Source organism: Nocardioides flavescens (assembly GCF_009823805.1).
Taxonomy (GTDB): Bacteria; Actinomycetota; Actinomycetes; order Propionibacteriales; family Nocardioidaceae; genus Nocardioides; species Nocardioides flavescens.
On sequence record NZ_WUEK01000005.1, the window covers coordinates 72,873 to 94,073 of the forward strand.

The window sequence follows — 21,201 nt, forward strand, 5'->3', positions numbered from 1 at the left end:
TAGGCGAAGGAGGAGTAGCCGTCGGTGAACACCGGGGGAGTGGAGCCTCGCTGGTCGAGCTTCCTGACCCGCGCGATCGCGAGCCGTTGCTTCGTGCGCTTCAGGGTGATCAGCTCCGGACGGCCAGAGCCGGTGACAGCCGCCAGGGTGAGACCGTCGTCGTTCTGGCTGTAGAGCCCCCACGCGGTGACGTCGCTCTTGAGCTTCTGTCGGGTCACGAGGCTGACCTTGAGCCGGGCGTTGGTGAAGCCGCGCGGGCGCACGCGACCGTCGCTCCCCGCCCCGACGAGACCGGTGCCGCATCGGACGTTCGACTCGGCCTGGGCAGCGGCGCCCGGCTCGAGCGGCACCGGCATCGCCGAGGCGCTCGGGCCGACGAGGACAGGGAGCAGTCGGCGCACGAGGACCCCGATCGGTAGGGGTGTGCTCGCGAGCCGAGGGATCGGGGCGCCCCGGGGGAATGCTGTGCCGGCTCCTGTGGACGAACGGTGGCCGGTTGAGGCAACCAGCGATGCCCGGTGAGCGTCTGAGGGCCGTGAGACGGGGACTCCTGATGCTGCCGCTGCTCCTCCTGCCCGTCGCGGGGTGCGACGACGACTCCGACCGGGCGTCGCTGTCGCCGCAGCCCACGGCGACCACGACCGCCGTCGACGTGGTGACTCCCTCGGCCGTGCCGTCGGGTGTGCCGTCGGTGGTGCCGGCACAGATGAGCCACCCGCAGCTCTACGCACGCGCCCGGCGTACGTTGCGAGCCGTGCGCGCGGTGGCGCTCGGGGAGTACGAGCCCTCCCACGGCGGTGCGGTGCAGTCGGTCGCCGCGCGGTGGAAGGGACTCGACGTGCAGGCGTACGTCGTGCAGACGCGCCTGGCGCCGCCGGTCGAGGCGGCGCGGACCTACGAGGTGCGCGGGCGACCGGTGTCCGTCGTGCCCGCCGGGCCTGACGCCGTCCACCGCCTCGAGATCGGGCGCGACACCTGGAGCGTCGTCGTGCCCGGCGACCCGGCGGCCACCCGCGTGCTGGTGTGGCAGCTCGTCGAGCGAGGCGGACCCCGAGCCCACGAGACGCTGCAGGAGTTGGTCGCCCGTGCCGACAACCTCTACGGAGTGCGCCTCACCCGGGACGGTGACGGGTACGACGTCACGGCGGTGTGGGGGGTCTCGTGCGACCACGACGAGTGCCTGCCGGCGATCGCGGTGTCCAGGCATGCCGGGGGCGAGGCGCGCTACGAGTCTGGTGACGCCGACGAGCTCCGAGCAAGGGTGGCGGCCACGGGGGACGGCTCGCTGCGACCGGGAACGACGGTGTCCGTCGATGGTGCCGACGGCGCGACCGTTCCGCCGTTCCGCCGGGTCGCGCGAGATGGTGAGGCGCCGCAGGACGTGGTCGAGCCGGCACGAGCCCAGGTCAGCGGCGCTGTGGTTCTTGCGGACGGCCGGCTGCTGACCGCGCTGACGGTGCGCGGTCGCGGCGGGCTGTGGGTCAGCGACGGCGACGACTGGACCCGTTCGGCGCCGAGCGAGGCGACGTTCTCACCGCCGCTGAGTCAGCGGCGGGGTGCTTACGGCGACGTGGTGCGACTGGAGGCCGACGCCGACCAGCAGCTCGTCTGGCTCACCACCTGGGAGCAGCGGGTCTACGTCTCGGCGGACGACGGTGAGACGTTCGAGGAGGTCGACGTGCGGTAGTCACCGACGTTCCGGGGGTCTGAGACGGCTCTCAGGCCCCAGAACGTCGGTGACTACCGCACCGGCCCGCGAAGGCCGCCGACCGAGCGACCGACTCAGTCGACGTCGTACGCCGGCAGCGCGATGGTGAAGCACGCACCGCCGTCGGGTCCGGGGGTGTAGGTCGCGTCGCCGCCCTGGGCCTCGGCGAGCGAGCGGACGACGTAGAGCCCGAGGCCGGTGCCGGTGGCGACGGAGCCGCCGGCGGGGGTGTACTCGCGGAACAGTCGGTCGCGGAACTCCTCCGGCACGCCGTCGCCGCAGTCGCTGACCTCGATGGCGACGAGGTGGGGCTGGTCGCGGTGGGGGCGGACGGCGACGACGAACGGCGCGCGGCCGTACTTCAACGCGTTGCCGAGGACGTTGCCGAGCATCTGCTCGAGACGCAGCGGATCGGCGAGCACGGTGCGGTCGTCGCGCACGACGGTCTCGACGTGCACGAGGTAGCGGTCGTCGACGACCGCGCGCACGACGTCGGCGGGGCGCACCTGCTCGGGGGCCAGGCGCAGCGAGCCGCGCTGCAGCTCGGCGGCGGTGAGCAGGTCGGCGGTGATGCTGTCGAGCACCCGCGCCTGACGGGTCACCGACGACATGAGCCGTTGCCGCTGCGCCTCGCTCATCGTCGCGCCGTCGGCGGCGATCGACTCCGCGATGCCGCACAGCACCGCGACCGGGCCGCGGATCTCGTGGGCCGTGGTGGCGATCGCGCGGCGCAGGACGCCGTGGTCCTCGGCGCTGGAGTCGAGGAAGACGAGCAGCGAGTTGCTCGCCCGCCGCAGGGTGGCGTGCACGCCGACCCCGTTGACCTCCGCGACGAACGACGCCTCGCCGTCGAGGCGGTTGTAGGCGACGAGGTTGCTCAGCAGCGGGGCGACGGTGCCGAGGGGCGTGCCGTGGCGGGCGCGGTTCTCGAGCAGGCGCTGGGCGGTGGGGTTGGCGTGGATGATGCGGAACAACGGCTCGTCGGCGACCTCCAGCACGCCGTACGGCGCCAGCGCGAGCGCGTCCCACGCCGACACCTCCGGCATCGCGGCGGCCGCGGGCGCCGTGGGCGCGGCGTCGAGGACCGGGTCGGGCTGGGCGACGTGGCGGGCGGGCGGCTCGGACACCTGAGCGGGGTGCGCGGGCGTCGCCGGCACGCTGGGGGTCTCGCGGCCGCCCTCGGCGATCTCCTGGACGTGCTCGAGGATGCGCTTGAGCGACATTCCCTTCTGCAGGTAGCCGTCGGCACCGGTGGCCAGCGCACGCTCCGACATCTGGGTGGCGCCGAAGCCCGACAGCACGATGATCTTGGCCGACGGCACCAGGCGGCGGATGCTCGGCAGCGCCTCGAGACCGTCCATGACCGGCATGGACAGGTCGAGGAGGACGACGTCGGGGCGCTCGGTGCGCACGGCCTCGATGCCCGCCAGACCGTCGCCCGCCTCGCCGACGATCTCCATGCCGCCGCGGGTGAGCGCGATGCGGAGCAGCTCGCGCAGGTCGAAGGTGTCGTCGATGATGACGACGCGCTTCGGGCGCACCCGGGTGGCGCCGAGGGTGGTCGCGCTGAGGGTCATCGGGGGTCCCCTTCCTTGCCGATGTCCTGGACGACCCGTTCCGAGGCGGGCGCCGTGTCTGCCCCGACCGTCACGGCCGCAGGCACGCTGCGGATGAGGTCGAGCGTGTGGTGCTTGCTGCCGAGCAGCTCGGTGATGATCTTGCTGGCGGAGCTGATCGAGGAGGCGAGCGCCTGCTCGGCCCGGGCGGGCTGGTCGAGGTCGAGCGCCATCTTGGCGACCACGAGCCCCTGCAGCACGGTGTCGTTGAGCTCGAGGGCCTGCTGCTCGCGCACCCGCATGTCCTCGAAGAGCTGAGCGCCCTGCAGGAGCGAGCCGTAGCTGCGGCGCAGGCTGAGGTAGTAGAGCGCCACCAGCGCGCCGATCACGTCCCACCCGGCCAGCGGCCAGCCCCACGCCTCGCGCATCGCGAGCCCCCGCGGGTCGTCGACGCCCAGGGACGGCATGAGCATGTGGATCGAGTGCGCACCGTGGTGGACCGCGCAGGTGAAGAAGATCGCCGCGGTCGCGCCGCCGAGGGCGTTGGTGCGCAGCTGCCGGCTGCGCCACAGCGGCACGACGATCGCCATCGCGATGCACCCGTAGGCGACCATGATCACCGCATTGCAGACCAGGCCGAGCTGCCAGCTCCCGAGGTTCACCTGTGCCGTCTCCTCACGAGCCCGCGCCGCTGAGCGAGAGCATCACCAGTCCGAGCACCGAGGCCACGGCGAACCACCGCACGCCCGGGTGCCACCGGCCCGCGTCGGCGAGCCGGGTCTGCGGTACGCCGCTCCGCAGCGCCGCGACGCAGCACCCGACGACGAGCAGCTCCCACGCCACGCTGGCCAGGTCCCAGGGCCCGATCGCCTCCGGCTGCGGCAGCAGCCCCCACGGCAGGCCCATCGTGCGGGTCGTCGCCCACAGGGCGACCACCGCGAGGTTGCCGACGGCACCCGCGACCAGGAGCGGCGGGGTCGGGCGCAGCGCTAGGCCGCCCGCCCACGCCAGCTGCGCCAGCGCGCCGGCCGTGAAGAACAGCCCGAACACCGTCGCCTCGCGGAAGTGCGCCGGCCCCGCCGCCGCGTGCACCCCGGCGGCCGCCGCGGAGGCCACGACGGCGAGCGGCAGCAGGACGCGCTCACTCAGGCTCGCCGGCGTGCCGACCCGCGGTCCGGCGTACGACGGTCGGCCCGCCTCCAGCAGTCGGGTCGCGTCGTACGGCGCGGCGAGGGCCTGGCGCAGCGCCTGCACCCGCGCCTCGTGGGCGTCGCGCGGCGCGCTCGGGCTGGGCAGCCACCGGGGAGCCAGCAGCGCGACGACGCCGAGTGCGCCGCCGCCGACGATCGCATAGTGGAGGGTGTGCGCGAGCACGGTGGCACCCGGTGCCGCGGCTGCGGACACGACTGCGTGCACGTCCCTCACCTCCCACTGGTCGGACCCGAGTGACAGTAGGGACGGGAGTGGGGTCGCCGGGCCGGAACGCAGGGGACTGTCGGCGTTCTGTTGAGTTCTCAACAGGCCCGACGGGAACTCCGCGACACCTGTCAGAGTTGAGTGGAATTGACTCAACTCTTCGGATGTTGGGACTGACAAGACACGACCCACGTCAGCGCAGGAGACTGATCCGCATGAGCCAGTTCGGGGCCGACAAGTTCACGACCCGCAGCCGCAGCGCCATCGAGGCGGCCCAGCTCGCCGCGACCACCGCCGGCAACACCGCGACCGAGCCGATCCACCTGCTCGTCGCGCTGCTGCACGACGTCGAGGGCTCGGCGACCACCATGATCATCAAGGCCGGCGTCGACGTCCGCGTGCTGCTCGCGCAGGCCGAGAAGGTTGCCGACGCGCTGCCGCGCGTAAGCGGTACGACGGTCCAGCAGCCCGGCGCCTCGGCCCAGCTCACCCGCGTGCTGGCCTCCGCGATGGACCTCGCCCGGTCGATGAAGGACGACTTCGTCGCCAGCGAGCACCTGCTCATCGCGCTCGCCGGCACCGAGAGCAGCGCCCAGAAGGTGCTCGCCGACCACGGCCTCACCGAGGCGGGCCTGCGCGAGGGGCTCACCGCCATCCGTGGCAACCGCCGGGTGACGAGCCAGGAGGCCGAGTCGACGTACGAGGCGCTGGAGAAGTACAGCGTCGACCTCACCGCCGCCGCCGAGGAGGGCCGCCTCGACCCGGTCATCGGCCGCGACTCCGAGATCCGCCGCGTCGTGCAGGTGCTGTCGCGACGCACCAAGAACAACCCCGTGCTCATCGGCGAGCCCGGCGTCGGCAAGACCGCCGTCGTCGAGGGGCTCGCCCAGCGCGTCGTCGCCGGCGACGTGCCCGACTCGCTCAAGGGCCGCCGCGTGCTCTCGCTCGACCTGGCCGCGATGGTGGCGGGCGCGAAGTACCGCGGCGAGTTCGAGGAGCGGCTCAAGGCCGTCCTCGAGGAGATCAAGGACGCCGGCGGGCAGGTCATCACGTTCATCGACGAGCTGCACACCGTCGTCGGCGCGGGCGCCGGCGGCGACTCGGCGATGGACGCCGGCAACATGCTCAAGCCGATGCTGGCCCGCGGCGAGCTGCACATGATCGGCGCGACGACACTGGACGAGTACCGCGAGCGCATCGAGAAGGACCCCGCCCTCGAGCGCCGCTTCCAGCAGGTCTTCGTCGGCGAGCCGTCGGTCGAGGGCACCATCCAGATCCTTCGCGGCATCCAGGAGAAGTACGAGGCGCACCACGGCGTCCGCATCACCGACGCCGCGCTCGTCGCCGCCGCGACCCTCTCCGACCGCTACATCACCGGCCGCCAGCTGCCCGACAAGGCGATCGACCTCATCGACGAGGCCGCCTCGCGGCTGCGCATGGAGATCGAGTCCTCCCCGGAGGAGATCGACCAGCTCCGCCGCTCCGTCGAGCGGCTCAAGATGGAGGAGTTCGCGCTCGAGAAGGAGACCGACGCGGCCTCCGTCGACCGCCTCGCCACGCTGCGCCAGGACCTCGCCGACCGCGAGGAGGAGCTGCGCGGGCTCGAGGCGCGCTGGGAGCGCGAGAAGAGCTCGCTCGAGGGCGAGGGCGAGCTGCGCCGCCAGCTCGACCAGCTGCGCATGGAGGCCGACCGGATGACCCGCGAGGGCAACCTCGAGGCCGCCAGCGAGATCCTCTACGGCCGCATCCCCGCGCTCGAGGCGCAGATCGCGAACGTCGAGGTGACCGAGCAGCAGACCGACACCGAGCCGCTCGTCGGCGAGGAGGTCGGCCCCGAGCAGATCGCCGACGTCGTCGAGGCCTGGACCGGCATCCCGACCGGCCGCCTGCTCGAGGGCGAGACCAGCAAGCTGCTGCAGATGGAGGACGTCCTCGGCGAGCGGCTCATCGGCCAGCGCGCCGCGGTCAACGCCGTCAGCGACGCCGTGTGCCGTTCGCGCGCCGGCATCTCCGACCCCAACCGCCCGACCGGCTCGTTCCTCTTCCTCGGCCCCACCGGCACCGGCAAGACCGAGCTCGCGAAGTCGCTGGCCGACTTCCTCTTCGACGACGAGCGCGCGATCGTGCGCATCGACATGAGCGAGTACTCCGAGAAGCACTCGGTCGCCCGCCTCGTCGGCGCCCCTCCCGGCTACGTCGGCTACGACGAGGGCGGCCAGCTCACCGAGGCCGTGCGCCGGCGCCCGTACTCCGTCGTGCTCCTCGACGAGGTCGAGAAGGCCCACCCCGAGGTCTTCAACATCCTCCTGCAGGTGCTCGACGACGGCCGCCTCACCGACGGCCAGGGCCGCACGGTCGACTTCCGCAACACGCTGATGATCCTCACCAGCAACCTCGGCTCGAACTTCCTCGTCGACCCTCTCCTCGACGCCGAGGCCCGCCGCAACTCGGTGATGGCGACCGTGCGCGCGTCGTTCAAGCCGGAGTTCCTCAACCGGCTCGACGAGATCGTCATGTTCGACGCGCTCACCCTCGAACAGCTCTCCGAGATCGTCGACCTGCAGCTCGGCCTGCTGGAGAAGCGCCTCGCCGTCCGCCGCATCACCATCTCCGTCACCGACGAGGCCAAGACCTGGCTCGCCGAGACCAGCTACGACCCGGCGTACGGCGCCCGCCCCCTGCGCCGCCTCATCCAGACCGCCATCGGCGACCCGCTCTCCCGCCTGCTCATCGGTGGCCAGGTCGCTGACGGTGGCTCGGTCACCGTCGACCGCGCGCCCGACGACGGCGCCGGGCTGGTGCTGACCGCGACCAGCTGACGCGGAGGGCCCTTCCCGCTCGACGGCCAGGGGGCCATCAACTGCGGGTCGGGACCGGGGTCACAATCGTTGAGTTCTTGTGCAGGCTGCGTATGCGACGTGGGCACGCGAATTGCGGCGGTCGGCATAATTGGCGGCCCGAGTCGAGCTGCCCAGCCGCTTGGTCCCGAAGAGATTGGACCATCTCAACGCTTGACTCCATTGGCATCTAGGCGTACCGGGCAAGGCCGGTTCGGCCGTCCGTGCCAGTTAGCAATTGGAGTCGTACGAACCCCTTCACCCAATCCAGTTCACGGATTTTGCCTCTGGCTTCCCGTCGCGGGGATGGGCGCCCGGAGTGAAGGCGACCGTCGAACCCAACAGAAGTGAGTCGAATGAGCGACGATCCCACAACTGCGTGGCGTGGAAAAAGAACTGTCCACCGCTGGCTCGAAGAAAGCCAAAGCCTCGTGCAGCCACCAGAGACTCGACTGTTCCAATCTCTCTAAACGCGTGCGATGCGTCTTCAGATAGTCGTCCAACTCGGAGGGCTTCGGAGAGCTCGGTCAACTTGCTCGCGATGAAGTTGTCAGTAGCGTTAGTTGCGCCGGACGCGGCCATACGCTCAAGCCAGAGAAGGAAGTCCAGAGCGGGAACGAGATCCGCGCCGCTGGCTAACTTGTTGGCGCCTAAGGTAAATTCCAAGTCCTCGGCGAGGCGGGCCCAATCTGCTGCCGCTACCGAAGTTTGCCCCTTGAATGCGCACGCTCTCCAGAGCACGTACAAGGCGTCGGTTTGTTCAGCGCCGTCGGCTGCGCGCAGAGCGTACGCTGCTGCTTCCATCCCTGATTCCGTGTCGCCGCCATTGATATGCGCATCGGCTATAGCGAGCTGGAGGAAAGAGGATTCTGGCTTGAGCTTTGCTGCTCGTTGGAGTTCGCGAAGCCCGTAGGCCGGATTGAAGCCTGACCGCACCATGAAGTCGCCAAAGTGGTAAGCGACGTATGCATCTTCGGGCGCTAAGTCCTTCGCGCGCGAGTAGGCTTCGTACGCTTCGCCGAAGTTGGTAGCCCTCTCGTGCAGTAACGCCTCGACCCTTGAGGCCTCGTGATAGCCGGGCGCTAGTTCCGCAGCCTCCGCGCACAGACGCAACCCCTGGTCCACGCGTCCACTTTCGGACTCGTCGATGGCCTCGCGCAGGAGTTTGGCCGCCGAATAGTCCCCGACCCCCCGAATGTCAATGGTATCGGAATGGAAAGGGTTCAAGGAATGTGCCGCCCTCAGGCCGCCTCCAAGTGCATATAGCTGCGTTTGCTTCTCCATCAGAAGTCGCCGTTCCGCCCCGTCGATGTCAAGCGTTCTCCTGAGGTACGCCCGGGCGAAGTCGCTCAACTCGAGTGCAGTCCCTGAGGCGCCGCCACGGACCTGTGACACGAAGTTCGTGGTAGTCAAGTCAAGAATCGCCTGCTGAATCTGTGCTGCGTCTAGGTCAGTGAGGAAGGCAAGTTCTGCCATCGTGTGCGAGCCGGGCACGACCAGCATGGCGACAAGCGCTGTTCTAGCAGTTGCGTTGAGGTAGTCGAAGACGTTCGACATGCAGTAGTCGAGCAGAAGACCATTGTCACTAAGGAGCTGTTCGGGAGTCTGGCCAGTTTGGAGCCCCGACATGAACCACTTGATGTAAGCCGGATGACAACTCATCCTCTCGGACCAAGTTTGCAGATCCTCCTGTGAGGCTACGGCCCCGAGATCTATACCCCGCGAGCGGGCGATTATCCTCATCAAGCGAGCCGCGTCATCTGGGGATAGGCCCTTCAGCCGGAAGGGGTTCTCGGTTTTCACTCCAATACGACTTGTGATTAAGACCTTGCTGCCAACTGGTACATCCCTCAAAAAAATCGGAAAATTCTCGTCGAGAACCGTTTCTACGTTGTCCAGAACTAGTAGCGTCGGGAAGATGTCAAGGACATCAAGCAACTCATTGATTGCCTCGGCAGAGTTCCCGGTTCCGCCGAGAGCTTCGGTTGCGGAAGCGAAGAGGCCCAGCGAGTCCTCGACGGCCGACTCGATCCTGACAATCTCGGTCGAAGTGAGCTGCGCATTTTTGGCTGTGACCCAGACAATGACCTCAAACGGACACGATTCCATCGCGACAAGGTCGTAGCAAACTTGTAATGCGAGAGCGGTCTTGCCAATCCCGCCGTCGCCGAGGATTGAAATGACCGGCCAAGCGCCGCGAAGTGCCCGGAGAATCTGCCGTCGCTCTTCCTTGCGGCCAAGCAGTGATGTCTCGTCGAAGTCAGGTGAGGGGAGGTTGTTCGGAACGGACGTATCGGGGTCGACAATTAGCTGCGCCGACACCCGGAAAATGTATCCGGGGTCGGATGCGAGCTCCTGCTGGGTTTGAACCACGAAAGTCCAATCCCACCCGTCAATGCTGGCCAAAGTTGCCGCAAAGTCGACTATGGTAGGAAGGTCGTCTACCTCGAGAGGACGGTTGTGGGCGACCCGATTTCGGACCGACGTTATCCGGCCGACGCCTTTCGATATTGCGCGCAAACCTGATCTGAGATCCTCCGGCAGCGCCTCACCTGCGGAGCTGGCCAATTGATAACTGTCTTGAAAGTCGAGGTAGGGGAGGAGTTGGGCCAAAGCCTCTGGCTCCCCAGACAGCCCGTCGCGGAGCCGACGTTCCGCTGCGCGGTCGTAGAGCGCAACGTCTAGGACGTCGCGCGGGGCCTGATCTCCGAGAAAGCGATCCGAGATGGCCCGGAACTCATCTTCGATGCTCGCGAGTAGAACGTACGCAGTCCGGCTTGACACGCTGACCATCTAGCGAAACTAGCATTGGTGTCGGGGTCTGCAACATGTGCGGAGTTGCGTGTTGATCCGAATCGCGCGACCTGCAACTCAAGGCGCTCAACGGGGTCCTACCTTTCAGTTCTCGCAGTCTGAATCGCTGCAGATGAAGTTCGCCTTGACGCGCGGAATGTGCGACCCTAGACGACTCCCGTGTTATTAGGTCGGGTCATTCGGGGTTGCCAAGTGGGGTCCACTGGGTGCACACCGGACCGCCGGAGGTCACTGGCCGTTCACCTCCCGGGTGACTTCCGTATCGGAAGTCTCTGTTGGGTCGGCCGGGCGCGCGGACGAGGGGTCCGCAGCGCGCGCCTCCCCATCCGAACCGGAGTACTCCTATGCCTTCATCGCGGAAGCGGTTCGGCCTCGGCATCGTTGCCCTGGCCGTCGCATCCAGCGGGATCAGCGTCTTCGCCGCTGCTCCAGCCCTTGCCAACCCGACCGGCACCGGCCTGGTCGTCAACGAGGTGTACGGCGCCGGGGGCAACAACGGCGCCGTCTACAACGCCGACTTCGTTGAGCTCTACAACCCGACCACGGCGACGATCTCGCTCAGCGGGCTCAACCTGCAGTACCGCGCCAACAACAACAACGTCGGCGGCACGCTCGCGCTGACCGGCACGGTCGGAGCGGGTAAGACCTTCCTGGTGCAGATGGGAACGGCCGGCACCAACGGCGCCGCGCTCCCGACGCCCGACCAGGTCTCGTCGACCAACATCCAGATGGCCGCCGCGGGCGGGCAGACGATCCTGGGCACCGCGACGACGTACGGCACCGGCGACCTCGCCGGCGCCGCCGGTGTCGTCGACATGGTCGGCACGAGCGGTGCGCAGAGCTACGAGAAGGCTGCCGCCACCGTCGCCGCGACGACGACGCAGTCGCTCAACCGTGCCGCGAACGGCGCCGACAGCGACTCCAACGCCGCGGACATCAGCCTCGCCGCGCCGTCGCCCACCCCGGGCGGTGGCGGTGGCACCACCACCCCGACCGACCCGCCGCCGACCGGCGGCACGGTGACCCCGATCGCCGAGATCCAGGGCAAGGACGTCGCGACCAGCCCCAAGGCCGGCCAGACCGTGACCGCCCAGGGCGTCGTGACCGCGGCGTACCCGACCGGCGGGTTCAACGGCTACTACCTCCAGACCGGCGGCACCGGTGGCGCGAACGACGCCACGCCGGGCGCCTCCGACGCGGTGTTCGTCTACGCGCCCTCGCTCGGCGCGGCGAACTTCCCGGCCGTCGGAGCCTCGGTGCAGGTGACCGGTGCGGTCAGCGAGTTCAACGGCAGCACGCAGATCACCTCGAACGCCGTCACCCCGGTGACGCCCGCGCTGAGCGCGGTCACCCCGCTCGCGACGGCGTACCCCACCACCGAGGCGGACCGCGAGGCCCACGAGGGCGAGCTGCTCGCCCCGACGAACACCTTCACGGTCACCAACACCTACTCCACCAACCAGTACGCCGAGATCGGGCTGGCGACCGGCACCAAGCCGCTCATCACGCCGACCGAGGTCGCCGACGCGCAGGACACCGCCGCGGTCGCCGCAGTCGTGAAGGACAACTACGAGCGCGGCGTCGTCCTCGACGACGGCGCGAGCATCAACTTCCTCGGCAGCGACGCCAACAAGGCGATCCCGCTCCCGTGGCTCTCGAAGGCCAACCCGGTCCGGGTCGGGGCACGGGCGACGCTCACCAGCCCGGTGATCCTGGAGTCCCGCAACAGCACCTGGAAGTTCCAGCCCCGCCAGCAGGTCACCGGCGACGGCGCGGGCACCGCGACGTTCGCCAACACGCGGACCCAGGAGGCGAAGCCCGCCGAGGTCGGCGGCGACATCACGCTGTCGTCGTTCAACGTGCTCAACTACTTCACCCAGACCGCCGAGCTCGCCGGCTGCACGTCGACCTACAAGGACCGCGCGGGCAACCCGATCACCGCCAACTCCTGCGGTGACACCGGCCCCCGCGGTGCGGCGAACGCCGAGAACCTCGCGCGCCAGCAGGCCAAGATCGTCGCGGCCATCAACACCCTCGACGCCTCGGTCGTCTCCCTCGAGGAGATCGAGAACTCCGTGAAGTTCGGCAAGGACCGCGACCAGGCCCTCCAGACGCTGGTCACGGCGCTCAACACCGCCGCCGGCTCCTCGCGCTGGGCGCTCGTGCCCTCGCCCGCGGCCGCCGACCTGCCCGCCACCTCGGCGCAGGACGTCATCCGCACCGCCTTCATCTACCAGCCCGCCGAGGTCGCCCTCGTCGGCTCGTCGAAGGTCCTGACGAACAGCTCGGCGTTCTCCAACGCCCGCCAGCCGCTCGCCCAGGGCTTCAAGGCCGTCGGCTCGCCCGACTCCGACGCGTTCGCCGTCGTGGTCAACCACTTCAAGTCCAAGGGCTCCGGCACCGACGACGGCACCGGGCAGGGCAACGCCAACCCCGACCGCATCGCCCAGGCCGGCGCGCTCTCCGACTTCGCCAAGCAGTTCTCGGCCAGCCTCGGCGGTAGCGGCGCGGTCTTCCTGACCGGAGACTTCAACTCCTACAGCCAGGAGGACCCCATGCAGGTCCTCTACGCCGACGGCTACAGCAATCTCGCGCCCGAGGGCGAGTACACCTACAGCTTCAGCGGCCAGTCCGGCTCGCTGGACCACGTGCTCGGCAACGCCAAGGCGAAGGCCTGGGTCACCGGCTCGGACGTCTGGAACATCAACTCCGGTGAGTCCATCGCGTTCGAGTACAGCCGCTACAACTACAACGCGACGGACTTCTACGAGGCCAACGCGTTCCGCTCCTCCGACCACGACCCGGTCAAGGTCGGCATCGACGTGCCCGCGGTCGTCCCGGCGGCCCCGGTTGACGTCAACCTGCTCAACATCAACGACTTCCACGGCCGCATCGACTCCAACACCACGAAGTTCGCGACGACCATCGAGCAGCTCCGCGCCGCTGCGGGCGAGGGCAGCACGCTGTTCCTCTCCGCCGGCGACAACATCGGCGCCTCGCTCTTCGCCTCCTCGGTGCAGCAGGACAAGCCCGCGATCGACGTCCTCAACGCCCTCGGGCTGAAGAGCTCGGCCGTCGGCAACCACGAGTTCGACCAGGGCTTCGCCGACCTCACCGGTCGGGTCGACGCGGCCGCCGACTTCTCCTACCTCGGCGCCAACGTCTACGAGAAGGGCACGACCAAGCCCGCCCTGAAGGAGTACGACACCTTCACCGTCAACGGCGTGAGCGTGGCCGTGGTCGGCGTCGTCACCCAGGAGACGCCGTCGTTGGTCTCGCCCAGCGGCATCTCCGGCCTCGACTTCGGAGACCCGGTCGCTGCGGTCAACCGGGTCGCCGCCCAGCTGAGCGACGGCAACCCCGCGAACGGCGAGGCCCAGGTCATCGTGGCGGAGTACCACGAGGGCGCCGGCGCCAACCTGCCCGACACCGCGACCTGCGCGCAGGAGATCGCCGCCGACACGACGTTCGGCAAGATCGCCCGCACCACCTCGGCCGCCGTCGACGTGATCTTCACCGGTCACACCCACAAGGAGTACGCCTGCAACGGCCCGGTCCCGGGCAGCACGAAGACCCGCCCGATCCTGCAGACCGGCTCGTACGGCGAGCGCATCGGTCAGGTCCAGCTCAAGGTCGACGCCGCCACCGGTGACGTCGCGTCCTACACCCAGCGCAACGTCGCCCGCGCGACCACCGAGAACCTGACCTACCCCCGGGTTGCGAAGGTCAAGGAGATCACCGACGCCGCGCTCAAGAACGCCGAGACCGTCGGCAACGTGCAGGTCGGGTCGGTGACCGCCGACATCACGACGGCCTACACCGCCAACGGGGCGACCCGCGACGACCGGGCCTCGGAGTCCACGCTCGGCGACCTGGTCGCCAACGCGTTCCGCGACGGCGTCCCGGCCAGCGTCGGCAAGCCCGACCTCGGCATCGTCAACCCCGGCGGCCTGCGCGCCGAGCTCCTCTACAAGGGCACGACGACGACCGGCGTCGACAAGGACGGCGTGGTCACCTACAGCGAGGCCAACGCGGTCCTGCCGTTCGCCAACAACATGTGGCTGGTCCGCCTCACCGGCTCCCAGCTCAAGCAGGTCCTCGAGCAGCAGTGGCAGACCAACGCCGACGGCACCGTGCCCTCGCGTCCCTACCTGCAGCTCGGTCTCTCCGACAACGTCGTGGTGACCACGGACCCGACGGCCGCCGCCGGCTCGCGCGTCACGAGCGTGCGGATCAGCGGCCAGCCGCTCGACCCGGCCAAGACCTACACCGTCTCGACCGTGTCGTTCCTCAAGGACGGCGGTGACAACTTCCGCGCGTTCGCCCAGGGCACCGGCACCGACACCGCGCTGGTCGACCGCGACCTGTGGATCTCCTACCTGCAGGCCCGTCCCGGTCTCGCGCCGGACTTCGCCCGTCAGCAGGTCCGCGCCTCCGGGCTGCCGACGGGGCTGGCGGCAGGCCAGTCGACGACGTTCGGTCTCTCACAGCTCGACCTGACCTCGCTGGGCAGCCCCGCCAACACCTCGGTGACGGCGTCGCTGGTCAGCGGCGGCACCCGTACGACGCTCAGCACCTCGGCCGTCGCCAGCGGTGCGGCCACGGTCGCCTTCACCGTGCCGGGCACCGCCCGCGCCGATGACGTCGTGGAGGTCGTGGCGGCCCCCAGCCGGACCACGGTGACCATCCCGGTCACCTCCGGCCCGGTGACAACCACGCCGCCGACCGTGCAGCCCGGCACCCAGCCGGGCCAGCCGACGCAGACCCAGCCGACCCAGCCCGTGACGCCGACGCAGCCGCCGGCGGTGGACTCGGTAGACAAGGACACCCGCAAGGGCACCGCGACCCTCGCCGTGACGGTGAACGGCCCGGGCAGGGTCGTCCTCTCGGGCGGCAAGGTCAAGCGGGTCGAGGTCGTCACGACCGCGGCCGGTGAGGTCGAGCTGAAGGTGAAGCTCACGGCCAAGCAGCGCGCCAAGCTGCTCAAGACCGGCAAGCGCACCGTCACGGTGAAGATCACCTTCACCGGCGCCGACGGCACCACGACCACGACGAAGCAGAAGGTCGTGCTCAAGAAGAAGCGCCGCTGATCCCAGCGGCGTACGTCGGGGCCCGGGTGACCATCGCGTCGCCCGGGCCCCGGCCCGTCGTACGGCCGTCAGGGGGCGCTGGCCCCGCCTGGGAGGATGAGCCCCATGAGTGACACGGCGCCCGCGCGTCCCCCGCAGGTGACGATGGCCGGCTGGATGATCCTGGCCGGCTCGGTGATCGTGGTGCTCATGGCGTTCGGCCAGGTCTCCGAGCTGCGCTCGCTGCAGACCCGCGAGGCGGTCGAGGACTACCTCTCCACCCCGCCCGGCGACTCGCTCGGCATCGGCGTGCAGGGCGCGCTCCAGGCGATGCGGGTCATGACGATGGTCGCCGCGGCCTGCGCCGCGGCGACGGCCATCCTCGGCTGGCAGGTGCTCCAGCGGTCGAAGGGTGCGCGGATCGCGCTCTCGGTGCTTGCCCTCCCGCTGCTCGTGACCGGCCTCGTGACCGGCGGCCTCGTCTCGGCTCTGGTCGTCGCGGCGTCGGTGATGCTGTGGTTCCAGCCGGCGCGTGACTGGTTCGCAGGCCGCGCCCCGGCGCCGGCCCGCCCGGCTGCCTCGAGCCCCGCTCGTCCGGACCCTTTCGCGGCCTCCGCGCCCTCGCGCGACCCGCTGCTCGACCTGCCGCCGCCGTCGGCGCCCCCGCTCCACCCCACGCCGTACGCCTCCGGTCAGGCGTCACGTGTCACGACCGAGGCGCGCCCCGCCTCCGTGGTGTGGGCCTGCGTGCTGACCTGGATCGCGGCCGGGCTCACCGCGACACTGCTGGTCGTGACCATGCTCGTGGTCGCCGCCGACCCCGACGCCCTCTTCGCCGAGGTGCGCCGGCAGAACCCCGACCTCGTCGAGCAGGGCATGACCGACGGCGTCATGCGCGCCACGCTGTTCACCCTCGGCGGCGTCATCGTCGTGTGGTCGGGCGTGGCCCTCGCGCTCGGCGTCCTCACCTGGCGCCGGGTGCGCTGGGCCGCCATCGCCCTCACCGTCTCCGCCGCCTGTGCCGGCGTGCTCTGCCTGGTCATGCTCATCGGCTCGGTGCTCATGGTCGTGCCGCTCGCCGCCTGCGCTCTCGCCAGCTCGCTGCTCCTGCGCCCCGAGGCGCGGGCGTGGTACGCCGCCCCGCGGCCCTAGGGGACTACCGGGCCAGGTCGGCCGAGGCGAGCCGCGAGACGCCCGACTCGATGACCGAGCGGTCCTTGCAGAAGGTGAACCGCACGAGGTGCGCGCCCTCGGCCTGGTCGTCGTAGAAGACCTGGGAGGGGATGGCGACGACGCCGGCGCGCTCCGGGAGCGCGAGGCAGAACTCCATCGCGTCCGACCAGCCGAGGTGGCGGACGTCGGTGGTGGCGAAGTAGGCGCCCCGCGGGACCGACGCCGCGGGCAGCCCGGCGGAGGCGAGCCCGGAGAGCAGCAGGTCGCGACGCGACTGGAGGTCGCGGGCGAGGTCGGCCGGGAAGTCGGGCTCGGAATCGAGCGCGAGAGCCACCGCCGGCTGCAGCGGCGAGCCGGAGGTGAAGGTCAGCCACTGCTTGGCCGCCAGCACCGCCGCGACGAGCTCGGCGGGCCCGGTGGCCCAGCCGACCTTCCAGCCGGTGAAGGAGTACGACTTGCCGGCTGACGAGAGCGTCAGCGTGCGCTCGGCCATCCCCGGCAGGGTCGCGATCGGTACGTGCTCGACGCCGTCGTAGACCAGGTGCTCGTAGACCTCGTCGGTGATGACGACCAGGTCGTGCTCGATCGCCACGTCGGCCACCGCCTGCAGCTCGGCGCGGGTGAGCACGGTGCCGGTGGGGTTGTGCGGGGAGTTGAGGAGCACGAAGCGGGTGCGGGGCGTGACCGCTGCCCGGAGCTCGTCGACGTCGAGGCGGAACGCCGGCGCGCGCAGCGTCACGGGCCGTCGTACGCCGCCCACCATCTGCAGCACCGCGCGGTAGGAGTCGTAGTAGGGCTCGAGGACGACCACCTCGTCGCCGGGGTCGACCAGCCCGAGCAGGGCGCCGGCGACCGCCTCGGTGCAGCCGGTGGTGATCACGACCTGGGTGTCGGGGTCGAGCTCGAGGCCGTAGTGCCGCGCCTGGTGGCGGGCGACGGCGGAGCGCAGGTCAGGCACGCCCGGGCCGGGGGCGTACTGGTTGCGCCCGCCCTCGAGCGCCGCGACCGCCGCCGCGATGACCGACGGCGGACCGTCGGCGTCCGGGAACCCCTGCCCGAGGTTGACCGAGCCGGTGCGGACCGCGAGCGCCGACATCTGCGTGAAGATCGTCGGGGCGATGCCCTGCAGCCGGGTGGCCAGACGCGCGGAGTCCACCTCAGCACGCTAGCGTGGCGAGCCGTGAGCGCCGACCACGCAGACCAGACCAGCACCGTCGACCCGGGCCTCGCCGCCGACATCGACGCCACCTGCCGGCTGTCGGGCGAGTTCACGCTCCGCTCGGGCCAGGTCTCGGACACCTACTTCGACAAGTACCTCTTCGAGGCCGACCCGCTGCTGCTCGCCCGCGTGGCGCGCCTGATGGTGCCCAAGCTCCCCGACGGCACCCAGCTGCTCGGCGGCCTCGAGCTCGGCGGCGTGCCGATCGCGACGGTGGTGAGCAGCCTGACCGGGCTGCCGAGCCTGTTCGTGCGCAAGCAGGCCAAGGAGTACGGCACCTGCAAGCTCGCCGAGGGCCCCGACGTCTCCGGCCGCCGGATCACGCTCATCGAGGACGTCATCACGACCGGGGGAGCGGTCCGCGACGCGACCCGCGCCCTGCGCGAGCTCGGCGCGGTCGTCGAAGTCGTCGTCTGCGCGATCGACCGCAGCCCGGAGGGCGAGAACCCGCTCGCCGACGTCGACCTCGAGGTGCGCTCCGTGCTCACCCGCGCCGACCTCGACGCCGCGGCGGCCGCGCGCGGCTGACGCTCAGCTGGCTCGCGCCCGACCCGCGGGCCGGCGTACGCCGGGACTCAGCCCTCGGTGGCCGCGGCTCCGTCGGCCTCGTCGTGCTCGTCGTGGCGGTGCTTGAGCCACTCGACGACGAGCGGCACCACGGTGAAGGCGAGGATGGCGACGGTGACGTAGTCGATGTTCTCGCCGAGCCACGGGAAGGCCGCGCCGAGGAAGTAGCCGAGCAGCGTGATCGAGACGACCCACAGCACCGCGCCGACCGCGCTCCACATGAAGAAGCGGCGCCGCTCCATGAGCGTCACGCCGGCGACGACCGTGATGTAGGTGCGCACGAACGGCACGAACCGGCCGAGGACCAGCGCCTTGGAGCCGTGGCGGTCGAAGAACTTCGCGGTGTTGTCGAGGTACTTCCGCTTGAGGATGCGACCGTCGCGCTCGTAGAGCGGCGGCCCGATCTTGCGCCCGATCTCATAGCCGACGACGTTGCCGGCGAACGCCGCGACCGTCAGCAGCCCGATCGCGAGGACCAGCTCGAGCGGCTCGTTGGTGAAGCCGAAGACCGAGTAGCCCGTCGCGTTGCTGCCCGCGATGAACAGCCCGAGCGCGAACAGCAGCGTGTCGCCGGGCAGGAACGGGAAGAACAGCCCGCACTCCACGAAGACGATCAGCAGCGCGATCCAGATGAACGCCGAGCCGTAGTGCTGCTGGAGCCACGCGGGGTCCAGCCACTTGATGCCGAGGAGCATGGGCTGGACGAGGGACGTGACGTCCGGCAGTGACACGCCCTCACGGTACCTGTCCTCGCTGTGCGTCCGCTGTCCGCCCGGGGTGGGTGTGAGCCACGTCTTAGGCTGGCCCCCCGTGAGCGAGACCGGCGACGAGCGTGCGCCGTACGACCCGATGCCGCACGGCCCGCCCGAGGTCGGCGTCGGGCCGTGGGAGGGGCCGTGGCCCGAGGGCGAGGAGTACGACGCCGCGCTGCTCGCCGAGGGCGACCGGCGCAACGTCGTCGACCGCTACCGCTACTGGACGCTCGAGGCGATCGTCGCCGACCTCGACACCCGGCGCCACGGGTTCCACGTCGCGATCGAGAACTGGCAGCACGACTTCAACATCGGCACCGTCGTGCGCACGGCCAACGCGTTCCTCGCCGCCGAGGTGCACATCGTCGGCAACCGTCGCTGGAACAAGCGCGGCGCGATGGTCACCGACCGCTACCAGCACGTGCGCCACCACCCGACGGTCGCCGACCTGGCGTCCTACCTGTCCGGGCTGGACGTCGCGTTGTGGGGCGTCGACAACCTCCCCGGCTCGCTGCCGCTGGAGACGACCGAGGTGCCGCGCGACGTCTGCTTCCTGTTCGGTCAGGAGGGTCCCGGGCTGTCGGAGTCGGCGCGCGAGGCCTGCGACGCGACGTTCTCGATCGCGCAGTTCGGATCCACCCGCTCCATCAACGCCTCGGCCGCCGCCGCCATCGCGATGCACTCCTGGGTCCGCGCCCACGCCGACCTCTCCGGCGAGACCGCCTGGCGCGGCTGACGCCGTCAACAGCGGGGCTCGGCGGGCGTCCCGAGGACGGCCTGGAGGGCGGCGACACCGCGGGAGGTGTGGCTCTTGACGGTGCCTTGGCTGATCCGCAGCTCGGTGGCGGTCTCCGCGACCGAGAGGCCGAGCCAGTGGCGCAGCAGCACGACCTTGCGCTGCATCATCGGGAGCGCCTGCAGCGCGTCGAAGAGTGCGTCGCGCTCCTCCGCGCTCGCCCCCGCCCGCGCCGGCGTCTCCGGCACGTCGCCGCTGCGCTCGCGGCGCCACGGTCGGCGGGTCTCGTCGATGTGGGCGCGCACGATGATGGTGCGCACGTAGGCCTCCTCGCCGCCGTCGCGGCGTACGCGCGGCCAGGCCGCGTAGAGCTTGACCAGGGAGGTCTGCACGAGGTCGTCGGCCTGGTGCCAGTCGCCGCAGATCGCGTAGGCCACCCGCCGAAGGTGCGTGCGGCGTGCCGCGACGAACTCCGAGAACGCCGCGTCGCGGTCCTCACTCCGCACGGTCGCCGCCCCAGCGGTCGCGGGCGTAGTCGAGGAAGGCGTCGAGGTCGGCGCCTCCCTCGGCCTTGGTCACGACGTACACCCACGGCTCGAGTACCGGGCCCTGTCGGCCGAGCACGTAGTAGACGTCGCCGCCCGGCGAGCGCACCTCGGCGGCCGCGACGTCGTCCTCTCCGGTGGCGAACCGCGTTCCCAGATCGACGTCGCTGCGCCCTTCCAGCACGGTGACCCCCAGCAACGGGGTGAAGCCGTCACCTTCGAAGCGGACGAGGCGGGTGCGGGCGGGGGAGGTCGTGGTCCCGACCGGTAGGGACTGGTCGACGTACGTCTGGAACGTCTCCCCCTCGGCCGCGGCAGGTCCGAAGCTGCTGCCGCTCAGGGGATGGCCCTCGTTCCGCCCCTCCTGCGGGGCGTACCAGAACGCCGCTCCCCAGAAGCGTTCCCCGTCCTGGTTCTGGACCACCAGGGCGACCGAGCGATCGGGCGAGGGCAGGAAGTACGGATTGTCGACGCGCATCACCACCTCGTAGGCCGGGTCGAGCCGCAGGTCGCCGGCCGGCGTGTACGTCAGCGGCATGTCGTTGGCCGGCGGCCGCAGCTCGAGTGACCGCTCATCCGGGCGACCGGTCGGCGCGGGCGTCGGCGCGCTCCGGTCGACGAACGCTGTCGCGGAGCCGCCGAGCGCTACGACAGCGGCGAGCGAGAGGGCGGCGGCCCGCAGCCGCCGCCGTCGTACGACGCGCCGCCCCTCGGCGATCAGCGTCGGCAGAGGTGCACCGCCGTGGGGTGCGGAGCCGATGCTCCGGTCGAGCCGGGTGGCGAGGTCGAGGTCGTCCATGCCCGGTCTA

Annotated in this window: 14 protein-coding genes; 6 read left to right on the forward strand and 8 right to left on the reverse strand. The window is 70.4% G+C overall.

The annotated features are described in order from the left end of the window. The first annotated feature begins 535 nt into the window (after nucleotides 1–535). Nucleotides 536–1,687 (forward strand): hypothetical protein, encoded by a 1,152-nt coding sequence (locus tag GRQ65_RS09240; RefSeq protein WP_160877505.1) that lies wholly within the window; start codon nucleotides 536–538, stop codon nucleotides 1,685–1,687. Nucleotides 1,688–1,782: 95 nt separating this feature from the next. On the opposite strand, the gene GRQ65_RS09245 is transcribed toward GRQ65_RS09240, so the two are convergent. The 3 genes from GRQ65_RS09245 to GRQ65_RS09255 are packed head-to-tail and all read right to left on the reverse strand — an operon-like array spanning nucleotide 1,783 to nucleotide 4,680. After that, nucleotides 1,783–3,285: an ATP-binding response regulator gene (locus GRQ65_RS09245; RefSeq protein WP_160877507.1), complete on the reverse strand. Its 1,503-nt coding sequence runs from the start codon at nucleotides 3,283–3,285 to the stop codon at nucleotides 1,783–1,785. After that, nucleotides 3,282–3,926, reverse strand: a complete 645-nt coding sequence (locus tag GRQ65_RS09250) for a hypothetical protein (protein ID WP_160877509.1) — start codon at nucleotides 3,924–3,926, stop codon at nucleotides 3,282–3,284. The genes GRQ65_RS09245 and GRQ65_RS09250 overlap by 4 nt, the downstream gene beginning before the upstream one ends. 13 nt (nucleotides 3,927–3,939) lie before the next feature. Then, a complete protein-coding gene (locus GRQ65_RS09255) occupies nucleotides 3,940–4,680 on the reverse strand; it encodes a hypothetical protein (RefSeq protein ID WP_160877511.1) in 741 nt (246 codons plus the stop codon). Nucleotides 4,681–4,895: 215 nt separating this feature from the next. Between GRQ65_RS09255 and clpB the strand changes: the two genes are divergently transcribed. After that, the gene (gene clpB, locus GRQ65_RS09260) at nucleotides 4,896–7,499 is read left to right on the forward strand and encodes an ATP-dependent chaperone ClpB (RefSeq protein ID WP_160877513.1); all 2,604 of its coding nucleotides are present in this window, start codon (nucleotides 4,896–4,898) and stop codon (nucleotides 7,497–7,499) included. Between the two features lie 276 nt (nucleotides 7,500–7,775). Here clpB and GRQ65_RS09265 read toward each other — a convergent pair whose 3' ends face one another. After that, a complete protein-coding gene (locus tag GRQ65_RS09265; RefSeq protein ID WP_160877515.1) occupies nucleotides 7,776–10,310 on the reverse strand; it encodes an NB-ARC domain-containing protein in 2,535 nt (844 codons plus the stop codon). 365 nt (nucleotides 10,311–10,675) lie between these two features. Here GRQ65_RS09265 and GRQ65_RS09270 point away from each other — a divergent pair, with 365 nt between their 5' ends. Both GRQ65_RS09270 and GRQ65_RS09275 read left to right on the forward strand, forming a co-directional pair. Then, nucleotides 10,676–15,421 (forward strand): ExeM/NucH family extracellular endonuclease, encoded by a 4,746-nt coding sequence (locus GRQ65_RS09270; protein ID WP_160877517.1) that lies wholly within the window; start codon nucleotides 10,676–10,678, stop codon nucleotides 15,419–15,421. A gap of 105 nt (nucleotides 15,422–15,526) precedes the next feature. After that, nucleotides 15,527–16,552: a hypothetical protein gene (locus tag GRQ65_RS09275; protein ID WP_160877519.1), complete on the forward strand. Its 1,026-nt coding sequence runs from the start codon at nucleotides 15,527–15,529 to the stop codon at nucleotides 16,550–16,552. 4 nt (nucleotides 16,553–16,556) lie between these two features. Here the strand turns inward: GRQ65_RS09275 and GRQ65_RS09280 are convergent, their stop codons facing one another. After that, a complete protein-coding gene (locus tag GRQ65_RS09280; RefSeq protein ID WP_337191596.1) occupies nucleotides 16,557–17,729 on the reverse strand; it encodes a pyridoxal phosphate-dependent aminotransferase in 1,173 nt (390 codons plus the stop codon). Nucleotides 17,730–17,753: 24 nt separating this feature from the next. On the opposite strand from GRQ65_RS09280, the gene pyrE reads away from it, so the two are divergent. Beyond that, a complete protein-coding gene (gene pyrE, locus GRQ65_RS09285; RefSeq protein ID WP_160877521.1) occupies nucleotides 17,754–18,320 on the forward strand; it encodes an orotate phosphoribosyltransferase in 567 nt (188 codons plus the stop codon). 47 nt (nucleotides 18,321–18,367) lie between these two features. Here the strand turns inward: pyrE and GRQ65_RS09290 are convergent, their stop codons facing one another. After that, complete coding sequence (locus tag GRQ65_RS09290; RefSeq protein WP_337191597.1) at nucleotides 18,368–19,090, reverse strand: DedA family protein; 723 nt, start codon at nucleotides 19,088–19,090, stop codon at nucleotides 18,368–18,370. Nucleotides 19,091–19,208: 118 nt separating this feature from the next. Between GRQ65_RS09290 and GRQ65_RS09295 the strand changes: the two genes are divergently transcribed. Next, nucleotides 19,209–19,847 carry a TrmH family RNA methyltransferase gene (locus GRQ65_RS09295; protein ID WP_160877936.1) on the forward strand — a complete coding sequence of 213 codons (639 nt, stop codon included), beginning with the start codon at nucleotides 19,209–19,211 and terminating at the stop codon, nucleotides 19,845–19,847. Nucleotides 19,848–19,852: 5 nt separating this feature from the next. Here GRQ65_RS09295 and GRQ65_RS09300 read toward each other — a convergent pair whose 3' ends face one another. Then, nucleotides 19,853–20,353 carry a SigE family RNA polymerase sigma factor gene (locus tag GRQ65_RS09300; RefSeq protein WP_160877523.1) on the reverse strand — a complete coding sequence of 167 codons (501 nt, stop codon included), beginning with the start codon at nucleotides 20,351–20,353 and terminating at the stop codon, nucleotides 19,853–19,855. Beyond that, nucleotides 20,343–21,191 carry a hypothetical protein gene (locus GRQ65_RS09305; RefSeq protein WP_160877525.1) on the reverse strand — a complete coding sequence of 283 codons (849 nt, stop codon included), beginning with the start codon at nucleotides 21,189–21,191 and terminating at the stop codon, nucleotides 20,343–20,345. Before GRQ65_RS09305 ends, GRQ65_RS09300 begins: the two co-directional genes overlap by 11 nt. Nucleotides 21,192–21,201: the final 10 nt, after the last annotated feature.